At 60.9% G+C, this 17,791-nt stretch carries 15 protein-coding genes; 12 read left to right on the plus strand and 3 right to left on the minus strand.

Going from position 1 to position 17,791, the window contains the following annotated elements:
* Nucleotides 1-39: 39 nt before the first annotated feature.
* Together AC1DWZ_RS11085 and AC1DWZ_RS11090 are read left to right on the plus strand one after the other, a co-directional pair.
* Nucleotides 40-828: a DeoR/GlpR family DNA-binding transcription regulator gene (locus AC1DWZ_RS11085; RefSeq protein WP_477168945.1), complete on the plus strand. Its 789-nt coding sequence runs from the start codon at nt 40-42 to the stop codon at nt 826-828.
* A gap of 160 nt (nt 829-988) precedes the next feature.
* Nucleotides 989-2,332: an FGGY-family carbohydrate kinase gene (locus AC1DWZ_RS11090; RefSeq protein WP_477168946.1), complete on the plus strand. Its 1,344-nt coding sequence runs from the start codon at nt 989-991 to the stop codon at nt 2,330-2,332.
* A 17-nt stretch (nt 2,333-2,349) separates the two neighbouring features.
* Here AC1DWZ_RS11090 and AC1DWZ_RS11095 read toward each other — a convergent pair whose 3' ends face one another.
* Nucleotides 2,350-3,717 carry an FGGY-family carbohydrate kinase gene (locus AC1DWZ_RS11095; protein ID WP_477168947.1) on the minus strand — a complete coding sequence of 456 codons (1,368 nt, stop codon included), beginning with the start codon at nt 3,715-3,717 and terminating at the stop codon, nt 2,350-2,352.
* 95 nt (nt 3,718-3,812) lie between these two features.
* On the opposite strand from AC1DWZ_RS11095, the gene AC1DWZ_RS11100 reads away from it, so the two are divergent.
* The 10 genes from AC1DWZ_RS11100 to AC1DWZ_RS11145 all read left to right on the plus strand — a co-directional run bounded on the left by AC1DWZ_RS11100 (nt 3,813) and on the right by AC1DWZ_RS11145 (nt 15,999).
* Nucleotides 3,813-5,339 carry a sugar ABC transporter ATP-binding protein gene (locus tag AC1DWZ_RS11100; protein ID WP_477168948.1) on the plus strand — a complete coding sequence of 509 codons (1,527 nt, stop codon included), beginning with the start codon at nt 3,813-3,815 and terminating at the stop codon, nt 5,337-5,339.
* Nucleotides 5,336-6,322 (plus strand): ABC transporter permease, encoded by a 987-nt coding sequence (locus tag AC1DWZ_RS11105; protein WP_477168949.1) that lies wholly within the window; start codon nt 5,336-5,338, stop codon nt 6,320-6,322. The genes AC1DWZ_RS11100 and AC1DWZ_RS11105 overlap by 4 nt, the downstream gene beginning before the upstream one ends.
* Nucleotides 6,323-6,332: 10 nt before the next feature.
* Nucleotides 6,333-7,277 (plus strand): ABC transporter permease, encoded by a 945-nt coding sequence (locus tag AC1DWZ_RS11110; protein ID WP_477168950.1) that lies wholly within the window; start codon nt 6,333-6,335, stop codon nt 7,275-7,277.
* A 65-nt stretch (nt 7,278-7,342) separates the two neighbouring features.
* Nucleotides 7,343-8,461 carry an autoinducer 2 ABC transporter substrate-binding protein gene (locus AC1DWZ_RS11115; protein ID WP_477168951.1) on the plus strand — a complete coding sequence of 373 codons (1,119 nt, stop codon included), beginning with the start codon at nt 7,343-7,345 and terminating at the stop codon, nt 8,459-8,461.
* A 346-nt stretch (nt 8,462-8,807) separates the two neighbouring features.
* Nucleotides 8,808-9,788, plus strand: a complete 981-nt coding sequence (locus AC1DWZ_RS11120) for an ABC transporter permease (protein ID WP_477168952.1) — start codon at nt 8,808-8,810, stop codon at nt 9,786-9,788.
* Between the two features lie 37 nt (nt 9,789-9,825).
* Nucleotides 9,826-10,839, plus strand: a complete 1,014-nt coding sequence (locus AC1DWZ_RS11125; protein ID WP_477168953.1) for a sugar ABC transporter substrate-binding protein — start codon at nt 9,826-9,828, stop codon at nt 10,837-10,839.
* A 73-nt stretch (nt 10,840-10,912) separates the two neighbouring features.
* Nucleotides 10,913-13,036, plus strand: coding sequence for an ABC transporter permease (locus tag AC1DWZ_RS11130; RefSeq protein WP_477168954.1), 2,124 nt, complete (start codon nt 10,913-10,915; stop codon nt 13,034-13,036).
* On the plus strand, nt 13,033-14,073 hold the full coding sequence (locus AC1DWZ_RS11135; protein ID WP_477168955.1) for a hypothetical protein: 1,041 nt from the start codon (nt 13,033-13,035) through the stop codon (nt 14,071-14,073). The genes AC1DWZ_RS11130 and AC1DWZ_RS11135 overlap by 4 nt, the downstream gene beginning before the upstream one ends.
* Nucleotides 14,074-15,573 carry a sugar ABC transporter ATP-binding protein gene (locus tag AC1DWZ_RS11140; protein ID WP_477168956.1) on the plus strand — a complete coding sequence of 500 codons (1,500 nt, stop codon included), beginning with the start codon at nt 14,074-14,076 and terminating at the stop codon, nt 15,571-15,573.
* Nucleotides 15,574-15,588: 15 nt separating this feature from the next.
* On the plus strand, nt 15,589-15,999 hold the full coding sequence (locus AC1DWZ_RS11145; RefSeq protein ID WP_477168957.1) for a carboxymuconolactone decarboxylase family protein: 411 nt from the start codon (nt 15,589-15,591) through the stop codon (nt 15,997-15,999).
* On the opposite strand, the gene modC is transcribed toward AC1DWZ_RS11145, so the two are convergent.
* On the minus strand, nt 15,989-17,095 hold the full coding sequence (gene modC, locus AC1DWZ_RS11150) for a molybdenum ABC transporter ATP-binding protein (protein WP_477168958.1): 1,107 nt from the start codon (nt 17,093-17,095) through the stop codon (nt 15,989-15,991). The genes AC1DWZ_RS11145 and modC overlap by 11 nt on opposite strands.
* Entirely contained in the window at nt 17,092-17,787 is a 696-nt protein-coding gene (gene modB / locus AC1DWZ_RS11155) for a molybdate ABC transporter permease subunit (RefSeq protein ID WP_477168959.1), read from the minus strand. Before modB ends, modC begins: the two co-directional genes overlap by 4 nt.
* Nucleotides 17,788-17,791: the final 4 nt, after the last annotated feature.

Raw genomic sequence — 17,791 nt, forward strand, 5'->3', positions numbered from 1 at the left:
ATTCGAGAGGCAGGGCAGGCAGCGGTACGAAGAGGGACCATGCTTCAAAGGCAGCGCCATCATTTGATCTGCGAGATCGTTGCGGCCACAGGCTTCGCGACGGTGCCGGATCTGATGGTCCGGCTCTCTGCCTCAAGGGCCACGATCGCGCGGGATATCCAAGATCTGGCGATGGCCGGCCGCATCAAGCGCGTACGCGGTGGGGCCGAAGCGATGCACGGCGCCCCGGCTTTGGCCGAACCAAACTTCGATGCCAATCAGATGCGCCATCGGGACATGAAACGGGCGATTGCCCGTGCGGCGGCCGATCTGTGCCTGACCGGCGATTCCGTCATCATCGACGGTGGCACCACGACCTATGCCATGACCGAGTTTCTCGGCGATCGCGACCTGCAGGTCCTGACCAATTCATTCCCAATTGCCGAATATCTGATGAAGCGCGGCCAGGGGCGTGTGATCCTACCGGGTGGCGAGATCTTCCGCGAGCAGGGCTTGATCCTCAGTCCCTTCGAAGACGACGCCGTTGATCGTTTCATTGCGTCGAAGGCTTTCATTGGTGCAAGGGCGATCACGCAACATGGTCTGATGCAGACCGATCCGCTGCTCATTCGCGCCGAGCAGAAATTGATCCGCCAAGCCGAAAAAGTCATCGTCCTGGTCGATAGCAGCAAATTCAAGAACCGCGGCAGCCTCATCCTCTGTCCGCTGGAGCGCATCAATATCCTGATTACGGATGACGGTATCGAAACCAGCACGCACAAGATGCTGACCGATGCCGGGGTTGAGGTCATCGTCACGCGAGTTCTGAAAGCTGCGTCGGTCGCTTGATCCGACGCGTTCTCGAGTTTTCGTGCCCTTGGCCTGAGTTCTGATTGCACCACCGGTAAACAGGGGAGGCCGGAATGTGTTCGAGTTGCATTGCCATCCATGAGATGGCGGCCATGAACGATCGTCTGCCATCGCCCCGGAAGTGTGCGGGCTGATTGCCATGGCGGTCGTCGTCTTTGACATCGGCAAGACCAATATCAAACTGTCTCTGGTCGAGGCGGGCGAGATCCGCCATACCTTGTCGGCGCCCGATCGCTCCCTGCCCGATGGACCTTACCCGCATATCGACGAAGCGGGCATCTGGGCATTCCTGATCCGCGGCCTCAGGGATCTTGCGGCGGAAGCCGAGATCACGGATGTCGTCGTCGTGGCCCATGGTGCCACCGCAGCGCTGGTCGCAGATGACGGAACGCTCGCTCTGCCGATTCTGGATTATGAAGCACCGATCGAAGATCCGGCGTATGACCAGTTGGCCTCACCCTTTGCCGAGACATTTTCGCCGTCGATGGCGGGCGGGCTCAATCTTGGCCGGCAGATCCATTGGCTGGCACAGAATTTCCCAGCCGACTTTGCGCGTGTTCGCTACATCCTGCCTTATCCGCAATATTGGAGCTTCCGCCTCAGCGGCGTTGCAAGCAGCGAAGTCACCTATCTGGGCTGCCATACCGGCCTGTGGCAACCGGTGGCAGCGACCTTCAGTGGCTTGGTCGAGCGTATGGGCTGGCGCCACCTGTTTCCACCCTTGCGCCGGGCGGATGACGTGCTGGGCACGATCCTGCCGGATATACAGGCTAGCACCGGCCTGCCGGCAAGCTGCAAGGTGCGCGTTGGCATCCATGACAGCAGCGCCTCCTTCCTGCGTCACCGCTTGTCGCGCACATCGCCTTTTGCGGTCGCGTCGACGGGGACCTGGGTCGTGTGCATGGCAGCGGGCGCTGATGTTGCTGGCTTGCCTGCCGATCGCAACTGCCTGGCCAATGTCGATGCCTTGGGGACGCCGGTTCCCTGTAGCATCTTCATGGGTGGTCGCGAATATTCGACGCTGACGGACGGCGTCAATGCTGTTCTCGCCACGCCGCAGGACGCTGCTCAGGTGATTCAGTCTGGCGCTCTGCTGGTGCCGCCGGTCAGCGATTTCGGGGGACCGTTCGCCGGCCGCGGACAGGGTGGCCAGCGGGGTACGCTTCTTCATCGGCAGCAAGAAACCGTGGCGCAGGCCAGTCTCTATCTCGCGCTGATGACCGACTATTGCCTGGATCTTATCAAGGCCAGCGGCCCGGTGGTGGTTGAGGGCAGTTTGATCGGCAACAATCTCTATCTATCCGCTTTGGCGGCCTTGCGGCGCTCTCACGATCTGCTGGTGTCCGAGGACGCCACCGGCACCATCAGCGGCGCAGTGCAATTGGCAGGACAGAAGATCGAGGGTCTCAGTCGGTCAGTGACCCCTCTCGATCTACCGATGGCCCAATACCGCGATCGCTGGCGGGAGGCCTTGCCGGCATGATTTTAGCCCATATGATTTTAGGCCGTCTCCATATGCGCCTGGGCGCGCGCCTGCCATTCGGCCATGTAACGCCGCAAGCCGGTGAGCTGCAACGGTTCGATGACAACGCAGCTCTCCTGGAAGGGCTGCTGGCCGCCTCTTTCGAAGGCCAGGGTCGCGGCACCAGCCGCCGTACCTTCGGCGTTGTCGCTCCGCAACACCTGCTGATCCGGCCGCAGCGCAGCCAGCAGCCGCAGCAAGGTGAGATTATGGGCAAGGCCGCCATCGACAATGATGGTGTTCCGCGACTGCAGCAGGTCGAGCATGGTCGACATCATGCAGGCGACATAGAGGGTGGCGAGCGCCGCACGCGCGATTTCCGTACCGGGTTCCGGCCCGTCGATACAACCCTGGGCACCGGGGAAGGGGCCGCCGGGTGCGAAGCTCGGCAGCGCAAACTGCCTGCTGGCAAGGACAGCCTCGACCGCGTCCACCGGCACGACGCAGCGCGCCTGATGCGAGATCACATCGAATTCTCGGCCACCCATGAAGCGCGCCGTCGCAACCGGGGCGCCGTCCACCGTGACATTGGCCAGCATGTCGCGGTCTTGATCCAGCGCATCGAGGGGGCAGGCCGTGTTGAAGCCAATGACCCAGGTGCCGGTCGAAATCAGCGAGAACGACTGGAATCCCAGCCGGCGGTAGAAATAGAGGCAGGCATTGCTGTCATGGACCCCGTGATGAACCGGCAAGGCGTGACGACGGCCGTCGCTGCCCGGCACGGCGTACTCGCCGACCACGTCGCCGGCGCGCTTGAACGCCGGGAACTTTCCACGCCAGCCTTGGCCATCAACCAGGCTGCTGAAATCGTTGCGGCCAGGCGCCCAGAGATGAGAATGACAGCCGAGATAGCTGACCTCGCTATAGGCTTGGCCGGTGAAGCGCCAGTTCCAATATTGCGGATAGCAGAGAATGGCATCGGTGCGTGCCAGCAGACCGGAATCGATTTGATCGAGCCAGAAGATCTGCTTGCCGAAATTGAGGCCGAGGGGCAGTTGTGGAGAAAAAGTCTCGCCATACTGCGGTGCCATGCGCCGGAAGCTGGCGTCAATTTCCGCCGGCAGCGGCGATTCATAGTCCAGAATCGGCACGGTCAAACCATCGGCGCCGATCAAGGCACAGGTGCAGCCATGTGTGGTCAGCATGATGCCGGAGAGGGGCAGGATAGAGATGGCCTCACTCAGCGACCGGTTGATCCATGCCCACAGTTGCGCTTCGTCGAGCGCCCGGTAGGCACCGTGATCAACCCATTGTGGCGCCGACCGCGTCTGCCAATGGACCTGGCCATCGGTACCGAAGATCAGCATCTTCGCGTTCGTCTTGCCGAGATCAATGACTGCCAGCATCGTTCCGTCACGGTCCGTTGTTCAGTTCGGCCCAGGATGGCGCATCGGCGCCGATGCCCGCAAGCCCTGATCCGTTGGCAAAAGGCAGGGCGGGCATGAGCAACGTCGTCGACCTCACCGGCATCTCGAAATCCTTCGGCAATCTGCGGGTTCTGAAGGATATCGGCTTCGATGTGCGCCCTGGCGAAGTCCATGCGCTGTTGGGTGAGAATGGTGCCGGCAAATCAACCCTGATCAAGATCATCTCCGGCGTTCTCCAGCCCGATGGCGGCGAGTTGAAAGTCGAGGGGAAAGTGGTGCGCTTTGCCTCGCCGCGCGAGGCGCGGCAGAGCGGGATTGCCACGGTCTATCAGGAACTGTTGCTGTTTCCCGAATTGACGGTCGCCGAAAACATCTATCTCGGCCATGCGCCACGCACCAAATGGCGCAGCCTGGATTGGCAGGCGATGCGGGCTGGCGCCAGGGCTTTGCTCGACTCCCTCGACAGCCACGACCTCGACGTCGATACCAAGGTTGGGTTGCTCTCGGTCGCCAACCGCCAGCGTGTCGAAATCGCCAAGGCCCTGTCGCAGGAGGCACGGCTGGTCATCATGGACGAACCGACGGCAGCCCTGGCGGATGCCGACGCCAAGCGTCTGATGAGTGTCGTGCGGCGCCTGCGGGACCGTGGCGTCGGCATCATCTATGTCAGCCACCGCATGCCTGAGATCTTCGCGCTGGCCGACCGGGTTACGGTCCTGCGCGATGGTGCCTATATCGCGACCAAGGATATCGGCGAGGTGACGGAAGCGTCGCTGGTCTCCATGATGGTCGGCAGGTCGATCGATCAGCTCTTCCCGAAGGTGGCAACCACGCCGGGGGCCACGGTGCTGGAGCTGAAGAATGTCAGCTATCGCCACGTGGTCAATAATATCAGCCTCAAATTGCGCGCTGGCGAGATTGTCGGCATTGCCGGCCTGATCGGCTCCGGCCGCACCGAGACGGCGCTTACCATGTTCGGCATCACGCCGGCGACGTCTGGCGAGATTCTGATCGACGGCAAACCGGTGACGATCGACAGTCCGGCAACGGCACGCAGTCTCGGCATCGCCTATGTGCCCGAAGATCGTGGCCTGCAGGGGCTCATCAAGCCACAGACCATTCGTGAGAACGTCTCGCTCGCCATTCTCGACCGGCTGGCGAAGCTCCTGGTGGTCGATCGTAGGCGCGAAGGTGCCCTCGCCCGCGATGCCATCACGCGCTTTGGCATCCGTGCGCGTGGTGCCGAGCAATTGGTCCGGCAACTATCCGGCGGCAATCAGCAAAAGGTGGTGCTGGCGAAATGGATCGCAACCGAACCCCGCGTGCTCATCATGGATGAACCTACCCGCGGCATCGATGTGGGTGCCAAGGCCGAAATCCACGCCCTGATGAGCAAACTTGCCGGTCAGGGTCTCGCTGTTCTGATGATCTCCAGCGAATTGCCCGAAGTCCTTGGCATGAGCGACCGTGTGCTGGTGATGAGTGGCGGCGGCATCGTCGCTGAATTCGACCGCGCCGAGGCGACGCCGGACGCGGTGGGTGTTGCCATGACTGCAGCGAGGAATACCGGCGCTGATCGTCCGGCGGAGCTTGCCTCATGACCGCACCCATCGTCGCACCTCGGCTGCCGATTCCGATCCGCCGTCTGGCCACGACCCTGGAAGCCAATGGCCAGGAACTGGTTGTGTTTGCCGTGATCATCGTACTGTTCGCGGTGGTGGCAATGATCAATCCGCGGTTCCTCAGCGAAAACAACCTGACCAGCATTTTTTCCGGTAACGCCTATGTCGCAGTGGCAGCCATCGGCATGTCATTGGTCATTATTTCCGGCAATATCGATGTGTCGGTCGGGTCGCTCATCGGCGTACTCGCAACCATTGCCGGCACGTTAGCCGTCAATGGCTATCCCATCATCGTCTGTTGGCTGGCGCCCTTGGTCGTCGGTATTGCCGTGAATGCCTTTGTCGGCGTCCTGGTCGCCTATGTGCGTATTCCGTCGATCGTCGTAACCCTGGGCATGCTCTCCGTTCTTAAAGGCGGTCTCATCAGCGCCACGGCCGGCGCCTGGATCAACGACCTGCCGCCCGATTTCATGCTGGCGCAGTTCCGCCTGTTCGGCATTCCCTCGCCGATCTATTTCATGGTGATCCTGACCATTCTGGCCGCCCTCTGGATGCGGCATGCTGGATTCGGCCGCACGATCTATGCGATCGGCGGCAATCCGGATGCTGCCCGTGTGGCCGGCATCCGCATCGAACGCTCGATTGTCGGTGTGTTCATGATCCACGGGCTTTTTGCCGGTATCGCCGCCGTGCTGTTTGCCACGCAATTGCAGGTCATCCAGTCCACTGTCCCCCCAAATCTGGAGCTGACCGTCATCACCGCTTCTGTCGTGGGCGGTGTCAGCATTCTGGGTGGCACCGGTACCGTTGTGGGATCGACCTTGGCCGCGATCCTGTTTGCGGCCATCGGCTCGGCGCTGATCTTCACCAACGTGTCGGCCTATTGGCTTCGTGCTGTTCAGGGCCTTCTTATTCTTGCGACCGTCCTTGCCGATATGGCTCGGCGGCGCCGGTTGCGGTGAGGAAACGGCCATGACACTGCGCCATTTCCTGCGCCACGAGACCATCCTGCTCATTCTGCTGGTCATCGCCCTCATCATCCTTGCCCAGCAATCGGATAAGTTCTTCACCACCGACAACCTGCTCAATCAGGGCCGGTTGATGGCGGAAGTTGGCTTGCTGGCCTTGCCGATGACCTTCGTCATCATCACGGGCGGGATCGATCTTTCCGTGGGATCGATCTTCGGCCTTTCCGCGATACTTCTCGGCGTCTTCTGGCACAATCTTGGCATCCCCTTGCCGGCAGCGATGGTGCTGGCTGTCATCGTTGGTGGTGTCGCCGGTCTTGGCAACGGCCTCATCATGACGCGGTTCAGCGTCCCGCCGCTCATCGCCACCCTGGCGACCCTGGCGCTCTATCGCGGCCTCGCCGAAGGCATCAGCCAGGCGCGCTCCGTGCGCGGATATCCGGACTGGTTCTTCGTTTTGGGGCAGGGCGAGCTCCTCGGCCTGCCGACCCAGCTTTGGTTCCTGTTCGGCCTTGCCGTTGCGGCGGCTGCCGTCCTTGGCCTCACCACCTTCGGCCGCACCACCTATGCCATCGGCGCCAATGAAGTGGCGGCCCGGTTCTCCGGCCTCAATGTTGCCCGTACGAAACTGATCATCTATGCAACCTCTGGCCTGGTCGCGGGCCTCGCCGCAGTGATCTTCGTTTCGCGGGTCTCGACCACGCGCTCGGATATGGGCACCGGACTGGAACTGGATGTCATCACCGCCGTGGTGCTGGGCGGCACGTCGATCTTCGGTGGCCGCGGCACCATCATCGGCACGGTACTGGGCCTCGCTTTGATGCAGGCCATGAAAAGCGGCCTGGCGCTCGCGGGCGTCAAGGGCGATGGGACCATTGTGGTGATCGGCGTGGTGTTGATCGCCGCCATTCTATTGGGAAATCTACTGAGCCGTAACGGTGACGGCTGAGACTGGGAGGAAGGCGCGGGCATCGCCGTCGAGAAATCACCCGCGTCACAAAAGGAGAAGCCACCATGTACAAGACTATGATACTGGCGTTGGGACTTGCCGTTGGCACGGCCATGAGCACTGGGAGTGTCGCTTTGGCCGATTCAGCCTGGACCGGGGGTGATGAATTGCCGACCGATCCGCTGGCCTGCGACGGTGCGGCCGGTGCCGCTGCGTCCGTGCCTTATGACGGCGGTCAGCCGACCGGCGCGCCGGATCTCAAAGGACAGAAGATCACCGTCGTCGATGTGCCAAAGCTGATCGGCATCGGCTATTTCAACGCGACCTCCAAGGGCATCGCCGATGCGGCCAAGGAACTCGGCAATGTCGATGCCAAGACCGACGGCCCGACCAAGGCTAATATCGACGAACAGATCACCTTCCTCGACAATTCGATCACCAGCGGTGTCAACGGCCTGCTCTTTGCAGCCAACGATCCGGTGGCGATCGCGCCGGTGCTGAAGAAGGCGCTCTCCAAGGGTATCCATGTCGTCGGCTATGACGCCAACTCGACCCCGGATGCGCGCGAATGGTTCGTCAATCAGGCGCAGTTCAACGGCATCGCCAAATCCATGGTCGACAATATGGCCAAGGAAGCGGGCGAAGAGGCGTCCTTTGCCATCGTTACCTCGACCTTCACCACACCGAACCAGGCGCGCTGGATCGCCGAGATGGCGGCCTATCAGGCCAAATGCCATCCGAAGATGAAGTGGCTGGAAACAGTCGAGGCGCAGGAGGACAATGTCCTGTCCTTCAACCAGGCCAGCACCCTCATCAACAAATATGGCGATGAGCTAAAGGGCATCTTCGGCATGACCAGCGTTGCGACCCCGGCCTCGGCCGAAGCCGTGACCCAAGGTGGTAAATGTGGCCAGATCGCCGTGGTCGGTTTGGCCACACCGAACGCGATGAAGCCCTATGTTGCCAAGGATTGCGTGAAGTCCGTGGTGCTGTGGAACCCGGTCGATCTCGGCTATGCCGCCATGTACGTGCTGCGTGCGGCGATCGACGGCGATTTGAAGCCGGGTGCGACCTCGGTCAAGGCCGGCAAGTTGGGCGAGCTGCAGGTGATCAATGGTTCCGAGATCCTGCTCGGCGCACCCTTTACCTTCACCAAGGACAATATCAACGATTTCGACTTCTGATCCCTGATAGCCGGTTCCCTGTCTAACTGCACGACGCGGGGTCCTTCTGGATCCCGCGTCTTTTCTTTGTCCAAACCCCTCTTTGCCAAAACACCCGGCGACCACTGGCGCCAATTTCTCAGGCAGGCCGCAGAAATACGCGCTGGCCCGTTGGCCATCTGCTCCGTTAGGGGTATCGCCCGGCCGCGCCAGCTGGCCTAACCTTGGCTCGTACCTTGTCTTACAAATGATCAGTAGACTCTTCAATTGCTGCCGTATTAGCCTCGCTTCGGGGCTCATATCGTGGGCATAGGGTGATCGGCTGCTGTCGTATCGGGCCGAAATCCATATGAAATGGCGTTCTGGGATGATTGTTCGATCTTTAGCCGCGCGCCTGGATCAGGAGCGGATTGTTCTGGCGATAGCGGTCGCACTTTTCATTGTGGCCGCCATCGGCTTGCCTGGATTTCTGACCACGGCAAACGTGGTGTCGATCGTGCGCAGCGTCTCGGTGCTGGGCATTCTGGCGGTCGGCATGGCGATCGTGATCATCGGCCGCGGCATCGATTTGTCCGCGGTCGCTATCATGGCCATGTCGGTGGCCTGGTACCTGCAGATGCTGGGGGACGGCACACCGAATGGCACGGCGCTGGCCATTGCACTGGGTGCGGTGCTGGCGATCGGCCTGGTCAACGGCTTCCTCGTCGCTTATGCCGATGTGCCGCCGATTTTCGTGACCCTGGCCAGCGGTTCCTTCGTGTTTGGCTTCGTGCGCTCGCAGCTCATCACCCAGGATGCGATCCCGGTCCCGCCCCAGCATTGGATCGAAGCCCTGGGCCGTACCCGCTGGCTGGGTATCCCGATCGAGGTGTTCCTGTTCTCGGTGATCGTCTTCCTGGCATTTCTCTTCCTGCGCTTCACCAAATGGGGGCGCTATGTCTATTTCGCCGGCGACAATCCGATGGCGGCGCGTAATCTGGGCATTCCTGTTCGGCCAATGCTGCTGCTGCGCTATGTGATCTCGGCGCTCATTGCCTTTACGGCGGGCATCCTGACCGCCTCCAGCCTGCTCTCGATCAACACTCGCGTGGTCAATTCGACCCTGCTCTACGACATCGTGCTGGTCGCGGTCATCGGTGGCATCGGGCTCTCGGGCGGCAAAGGCGGCATGCGCAACGTGATCGTCGGCGCCTTGCTGATCGGTATCATGCTCAATGCCATGACCATCCTCGATATCCCGAACATCTATCAGAACCTGATCAAATCGACGATCCTGCTGGCGGCAATCATTATCGATGGCCTGCTCAACCCGCGCGATGAGCAGACGGCACAGCAGGGCGATATCTAGAAGAGACTGATAACAACGACAGACGGGAAGGTGCAAAATGATCGGCTTTAAAAAGACCTTCGTCGCCGCAGCCGCGGTGATGACCCTGGCCTTCGGCAGCGTGGCAGTGGCCCAGGAAGATCCAGGCCCGGCGGCCTATGCGGCGGCTCTCAAGGACAAGCGCGTTGTCATGGTGCCGATGGCCATGGGCTTCGATCTCGCCCAGGGCTGGGCGGCCTACCTCAAGAAGGAAGTGGAAGCTTTCGGCGGCGTGTTCGAAACCCGCGATCCGAACTGGAGCATCGAAGCTGGTGCCCAGGCGATCACCGAGGCAATTTCCTCCGATCCTAAACCTAACGTGCTGGTGGTCCATTCGCCCGATCTCAACTCTTATGCCAAGCTGTTCAAGAAGGCCCAGAAAGAGGGCATCTTCGTGGTGGCGATCGACAATCCCGTCAATTATCCGGTCGATGCGTTCATCGGCAGCGATTGGGATCGTCTCGGCCAGTTGGAAGCCGAAGCCGTGATCAAAGGCTGCGGCGAGAAATCGTCGAAGCAGATCGGCCTCGTCCAGGGCGATCAGGTCAACGCGTCCAGCCTCTACCAGTATGCCGGCATCATGAAGGTTCTGGAAAAGCATCCGGACTTCAAAGTCGTGGCAAAACCGGATTCGAACTGGGACGCAACCACGGCGCGTAACGTCACGACCACCATGCTGCAGCAGTTCCCGGATATTTGCGGCATCATCGACTTCTGGGATGGTGACGCGACGGGAACGTCGGCCGCCATCCGCGAAGCCGGAAAGCAGGACAAGATATTCCTGGTCACCACCGGCGGTGGCGAGAAGGTCGATTGTGATGCGCTCGAAAACGGCACGTTCGGCGCGGTGGTGATGACTGAGCTGGCTGGCCAGTCCCGCGATATCAACGCGATCCTCAAATACCTGCTGCAGAGCGGGCAGAAGCCCGGCGCCGCCTCCACCTACATCTATACGTTGGAGAAGGCGACCACCAAGGCCGACCTGAAGCCCAGCACCTGCTGGGATCTCAAGTCTCTGCAGGCGGCGAACTGATCAAACGACACGGGCGACAACGCGGTCGGTACATTTACCGGCCGCGTTGTTGCATTCACATTCGGGAACGTCCATGCCCTTCCGGGAAAAACTGCAGCGCTGGCGCTATAATTTCATCCCCGATCATCTGATTGGCGAAATTCTCACCAAGCGCTGGACCGACAGTGCCATCCCGTTCCTGGCGCTGGTTATCACCATCATTGGCTTTGGCACAGCTATCTCGGGCTTCTTCAAGCCGCAATCGCTGAGCGATTCCACAAGACAGCTCGGCGAATTCTCGATCGTTGTTACTGGTCTCACCATCGTCATGCTGGGTGGCGGCATCGATCTTTCGGTGGGATCGATTTTTGCGCTTGCCGCGTTTGCTGCGGTCTCGTCCCTGTTCATTTTTGACTTGCCGGTCTGGGTGGCACTGTTGGCGGCGATCGCTGTGGGCGGCGCTTTCGGCGCGCTCAACGGATTCCTGATCGGCTATGTGCGGCTGCGTGCCTTCCTGACCACCTTGGTCACGTTCATCATCGGTCGCGCCGTCTATGATATCCTCGTGGTGAATTTCGCTTCCAAGGTCCAGCTCTCCGACGTCACCTCCGATACCTGGGACTTCATCGGCGATGGCACCGTGTTCGGCGTGGCGATCAGTGTCATCGTGGCGGCCGTCATCGCCCTCGTCGCGCATATTACCCTCACCCGCTCGCGACCAGGCTGGCATATCCTGGCAGTCGGCGGCTCGCGCCGATCCGCGCACAATGCCGGTATCCGCGTACGCGAGACGGTGTTCATGACCTATGTCATCTCCGGCATCTGTTGCGGCATTGCGGCCTTCCTGTTCGCCTGCCGCTTGAGCGGCGCCGGTCCCGGAACTGGCCTCAATCTTGAAATCATGGCGCTGACGGCAGCAGTTGTCGGTGGCAACAGCCTGGGCGGCGGGCGCGGCTCCATCGTCAAGGGATTGATGGGTGCCGTCATCGTCCTGGTCATGACCAACGGCCTCATCCGTCTCGGCTACGGCACCGGTACCAACCAGATGGTGCTGGGCCTGATGCTGGCGGCGGCCGTCACACTTGATATCCGCTGGCTGAAGAACCGGCACAAAGTCTTGAACGAGGTCTATGTCGCACCGATCTACCAACGCATGGGCGACACTCAATCGGCGGAGCCTGAATCAGGTTCCCCCTATGCGCTCAACAACAACCTGGCTGGCACGCAATATATCGGGCTGGGACAGTTGGAAGGGCCGGAAGACGTCATTCTCGATCAAGATGATCATCTCTATTGCGGCACGCGCCACGGCGAGATCATCCGCTTCTTCGCTCCCGACTATCAGAAGTCGGAAGTCTTTGCCCATACCGGCGGTTTCCCGCTGGGGCTTGCCTTCGACCGCGATGGCAATCTCATCTCCTGCGTCGGCGCCATGGGGCTCTATTCCATCTCCAAGGATCGCGTGGTGACGAAACTCACCGCCGAAACGCGCCGTACCTGGACCTCGGTAGTCGATGATGCGCGGTTGCGCGACCCAAATGATTGCGACGTGGCACCAGACGGTCGCATCTTCTTCACCGATTCTACCAAGCGCTATGACGCTCATGATTGGGCGCTGGATTCGATCGAGAGCCGGCCAACCGGGCGTCTCCTGTGCTATGATCCAAAGACCGGCAAGACCACGACTCTCCTCGACAATTACCTTTATGCGAATGGTGTCTGCATCGCCCATGACGGGCAGTCGCTGTTCTTTGCCGAATCCTGGGCCTGCCGCGTGCATCGCTATTGGTTCGATGGCCCCAAGGCCGGTCAGGTCGACTGCGTTATCAAAGACATGCCGGGCTACCCCGACAACATCAACCGCGCGTCGGACGGCACCTATTGGATGGCTTGGCTCGGCATGCGGACGCCGAGTTTCGATCTCTCCCTGCGTCACCCGGCCATGCGCAAACGCATGACCCGGCGCTTGCCGCAGGACGAATGGCTGTTTCCCAACATCAATACCGGCGGTGTGGTGAAGTTCGACGAATCCGGCAAAATCGTCCAGACCCTGGGCGATCTCTCTGGTGTCTCGCACCCGATGGTAACCTCCATGCGCGAGCATAAGGGGGCGTTGTTCGTGGGCGGCATTCTCAACAACCGTGTTGGTCGCCACCCGCTCCCGGGCGCCGATCCCAATTGGACTGGCCCGAACTCATATTGGGGAGGGGCGAAATGATTTTCGATCCCATCCTCGATCTCTTTCGTGGCAAGGCTGTCACGGTCCCGCCGCTCGATGGCGCCTTCCGCCCCAATCTCGCATTGGACGAAGCGGAAGCCCATCTTGCGATAAGCGCTCCGGACAATTTGTGTACGGCTGGTGGCCAGATCTTGTTCTCGTCCGGTAACGAGCTTCGTACCTTGGTGCCGTCAAAAATAGTTGCCAGCTTTGACGCGCCCATTTCAGCTCTCGCCGCGTCGGCTCAAGGCCGCGTCGCTGTCGCTCTCGAAAACGGGCATCTGCTGGTGGCTGACAACGACATCAAACTGCCTGCCAGTGTCGGCTGCCTGACGGCTCTCGCCTTCGGCGACGACAACACGCTCTATGTCTGCAACGGCTCGACTGCACACGGCCCTGCCGACTGGGCTGTCGACCTCATGGAAGGCAATGCGCTGGGCTCGGTCTGGCGCATAGATCTTAGCAGTGGCGATGCCAGCCAATTGGCTGGCGGTTTGGCCTTCCCGCAAGGCCTGCTGCTGACGGGTACTGAGTTGATCATTGCGGAAAGCTGGAAGCATCGTCTGCTGCGTCTGCCGCTCTCGGGCGGCAATCCGGTGCCGATTCTTGAAAAGCTGCCGGGCTACCCGGCGCGTTTGTCGCCGGCGCAGGATGGCGGCGCCTGGCTCGCCCTCTTTGCGCCCCGCAACCGGCTGGTGGAATTTGTACTGCAGGAACCAGCCTATCTTACCGACATGATGCAGTCGGTGCCGCGCCCCTATTGGATCGCTCCCAGCCTTTCTTCCGGGGCGAGCTTCCTTGAACCCCTGCAATGTGGTGGCATCAAGACCATGGGCATCCATAAGCCCTGGTCACCCAGCCGCTCCTATGGACTGGTGGTGCGGCTGGATGCCGGCTTTCGTCCGGTCACCAGCTATCACAGCCGTGCCAACGGCAGCCGCCACGGCGTCACCAGCTTGGTCGAGGACGATGGGTCTCTGCTGGTGGGTGCCAAAGGTGGCAACGCGATCCTTAAGCTGCCACGCGAGGTCCGATAGATGAACCCGATCATCGAAATGCAAAAGATCACCAAGGCCTATCGCGGTGTGCCGGCGGTGAAGGAAATCGATTTCGACCTGCGGCCTGGCGAAATCCACGCGTTGTTGGGTGAAAACGGGGCTGGGAAATCGACATTGACGAAGATCATGGCCGGGGTTGTCCAGACGACCAGCGGCCGCATGATCTACCGCGGCAAGGAAGTGGCCTTCAAGACACCGAACGAAGCCCTGCAGGAAGGCATCGCCATGGTGTTTCAGGAGACCAGCCTAGTGCCCTCGATGACGGTGGCGCAGAATCTCTATCTGGGCGAGGAGAAATTCCTCAACCGCCTGCGCGGCATCTACATTTCCGCCCAGCAATTCCTGCAATCCCTGAATTTTCCGGTCGATCCCACGGCGGTGGTGGAAACGCTGGGTGCTGCCAAGCGGCAGATGGTCGAGATTGCGCGCGCTGTCCACCACAATGCCAACGTGATCATCTTCGATGAACCAACCGCCACGCTGACGCCGGAGGAGAAGCGCCATTTCTTCGCACTGATGCAGCGGCTGAAAGTACGCGGCGTCTCCATCGTCTTCATCAGCCACGCGTTGGAGGAGGCTCTCGCACATGCCGACCGCATCACCATCATGCGCGATGGTGAGCATGTCATCACCGGGGATGCCAAGGATTTCGACCGCGAGAAGGTCGTCCGTGCCATGGTCGGGCGCGCCCTCTCCGACGAGCTCTATGGCAAGCATCGCGACGCAGCGACCCTGCGCAAGGCTGGAGCCAAGGTGCTGTCGGTCGAGGATATTTCAATGGGCGCCGTGGTGCGCAACAACTCCTTTTCGGTCTTCGAAGGCCAGATCACCGGCGTCTTCGGCCTTATCGGCTCCGGCCGCACCGAAACGTTCAAGATCGTCTCTGGCATCTATAAGCGCGACTTCCTGCGCGGCGGCGAGATCCAGCTCGACGACAGGCCGGTGCGCTACGTTGTGCCGCGCGAGGCAGTCAGGGACGGCATCGTCTATGTGACCGAAGATCGCAAGGCCGAAGGATTTTTTGAAACCATGTCGATCGCCGAGAACCTTTTTTCCGGCCTGCTGGCATCGGGCCGCGAAAAGCACAGCTATGTCTCCCTACGGGAAATGCAGGCGTTGGCGGCAGAATGGAAGGGGACACTCAACATCCGCGCCATCAATGACAATGCCCGCGTGGTGGAACTCTCCGGTGGCAACCAACAGAAGGTCGTCATCGGCAAGGGATTGGTGCAGAAGCCTCGGATCATCATCTTCGACGAACCGACGCGTGGCGTCGACGTGGGTGCCATCGCCGAGATCCATCAACTGATCAACCGCCTGGCGGATGAGGGCCTTGCGGTGGTGGTGATCTCGTCCTATTTGCCGGAAATCATGAATCTGTCCGACCGCATCCTGGTCTGCCGCCAGGGCCGCATCGTCGAGGAATTCTCGCCGACCGATGCCACGGAAGAAAAGATCATGTATGCGGCGGTGCATTGAGAAGGAACCAACGTCATGGCGACCGTAAAGCTACCGAGCATTGCCGAGGCCGAGAAGAATCCGGCGGTGAAGGAGGTCTATGACGACATCCGCGCCACGCGAAAGTCCGATTTCATCAACAATATCTGGCGCGGCCTTGCTGGCAGCCCCGATCTGTTGAAGCGTACCTGGGTGCAAATCAAAGCTGTCATGGCGACGCCCAGCGAGTTCGACCCGCTCACCAAGGAACTGATCTACATCGCTGTCTCGACGGCCAACAGCTGCTCATACTGCGTGCACTCACATACCGCGGCGGCGCGCGCCAAGGGCATGACCGACGCGCAGCATGCGGAACTGATGGCCATCATCGGTCTCGCCGCCCAGACCAATCATCTGGTGACGGCGATGCAGATCCCGCTCGATCCGGAATTCGAAGTCAAGTCCTGACCCAGGCGCCGACATTGCGGCGATCGAAGGCAACGGACTTGATGACGGCAAAGACATCCAGCTCCGGTTGCAAAGCGAGCTGACGTACCGACTTCCGGGTGACCCGCGCCATAAAGATGGCGTCGTTATGGGACAGTTTAAGATTCACCATGCCGGCAGCGTCGTCCCGCAATTCAACGATGCGGCAGGGCACGATGTTGAGCGCGCTGATGTCGGTAGGCCGCGTCAGGCTGATCATCACGTCGCGCGCCTTGATCTGCAGCCGCAAGGGCGTGCGAAGTGGCACATCGATCGCCGGAATGCGGAACTCACCCAAGCCGGAATGGAGGATACTGAGGTGATCGTCGAGATCATGGCGCGCAATCTCGGCATCGATCAGGGCGCCCGCGCCGCTATCATCCTGCGCCGTGAAGGGCAGCAGGTCGAGCCGGCTCAGGATATCGGCGGCACTGCCATTGGCAATCACCTTACCGTCCGCCAACAGTACGACGGACGTGGCCAGGCGCGCGATCTCCGGCACCGCATGCGTGACATAGATGATCGGTGCCGATGCTTCGTCCCGCAGGCGTTCGATATAGGGGAGGATCTCACCCTTGCGATCGTCGTCGAGCGACGCCAACGGTTCGTCCATCAGCAGAATATCAGGTCCGGAGAGCAGCGCGCGTCCGATGGCGACGCGCTGTTTCTCGCCGCCGGAGAGAGTGAGAGGACGTCGCGCCAGCAAGGGGCCGATGCCCAGCATCTCGACCACATGGTCAAACGGGTTCCCCCGTAAGCGCGCTTTGGCGAACCAGGCGCCATAGGTCAGGTTCTGCTTGACCGTGAGATGCGGAAACAGGCGCGCTTCCTGAAACACGTAGCCGATGCGGCGTTGATGTGGCGGCAGGTTGATGCCGGCTTCACTGTCATAGAGCACACGGTCATTGATCTTGATGCGCCCGGAATCCGGCCGGACTAGGCCCGCCACCATATTCACCAGCGTCGTCTTGCCGGAGCCGGAACGGCCGAAGAGGGCGGTGATACCAGCGCCACTGGTGAAATCGGCAGCGACATCCAGCGCGCCAATACGATGCCTGAGGTTGATCTCGACACTCATAGGCCAGCAACCTTCGACGCCACGCGCCGCGCCAGGATTTCCGAGAGAATCAGCGCCGCCATGGAAATGACAATTGAGACGAGGGCGAGGCGCATGGCCGCTGTGTCACCGCCCGGCACATTGGTATAGGTGTAGATCGCCGTGGGGATCGTCTGTGTTTCGCCAGGTATGTTGGAAACGAAGGTGATGGTGGCGCCGAATTCCCCCAGCGCCTTGCCGAAGGAGAGGATCACGCCGGCAATGACGCCGGGCAAGGCGAGGGGCAGGGTGATCGTGAGGAACACCCAGACCGGATGGGCGCCCAATGTTGTTGCAGCCGCTTCAAGCCGCCGGTCCACCAATTCGATGGAGAGGCGGATGGCACGGACCAGCAACGGGAAACCCATGATGCCGGCGGCAAGAGCGGCACCCGTCCAGCGGAAGGCAAAGACGATACCGAACCACTGATCGAGGATCTCGCCGATGGGACCCTTGCGGCCGAAGAGCAGGAGCAGGATATAGCCGGTCACGACCGGCGGCAGGATGAGCGGGAGATGGACGATGCCATTGAGGATCGTCTTCCCCCAGAAGTCCCGGCGCGCCAGCAACCAAGCCACCAGCAGACCCGGCGGCAGACTCGCTACCGTGGCCCACAAGGCGATCTTCAGGCTGAGATGGATCGCAACGAGTTCTTCCGGGGTAAATGACAGCACAAAA

The sequence above is a fragment of the Dongia sp. P2_B8 genome (assembly GCF_056404715.1).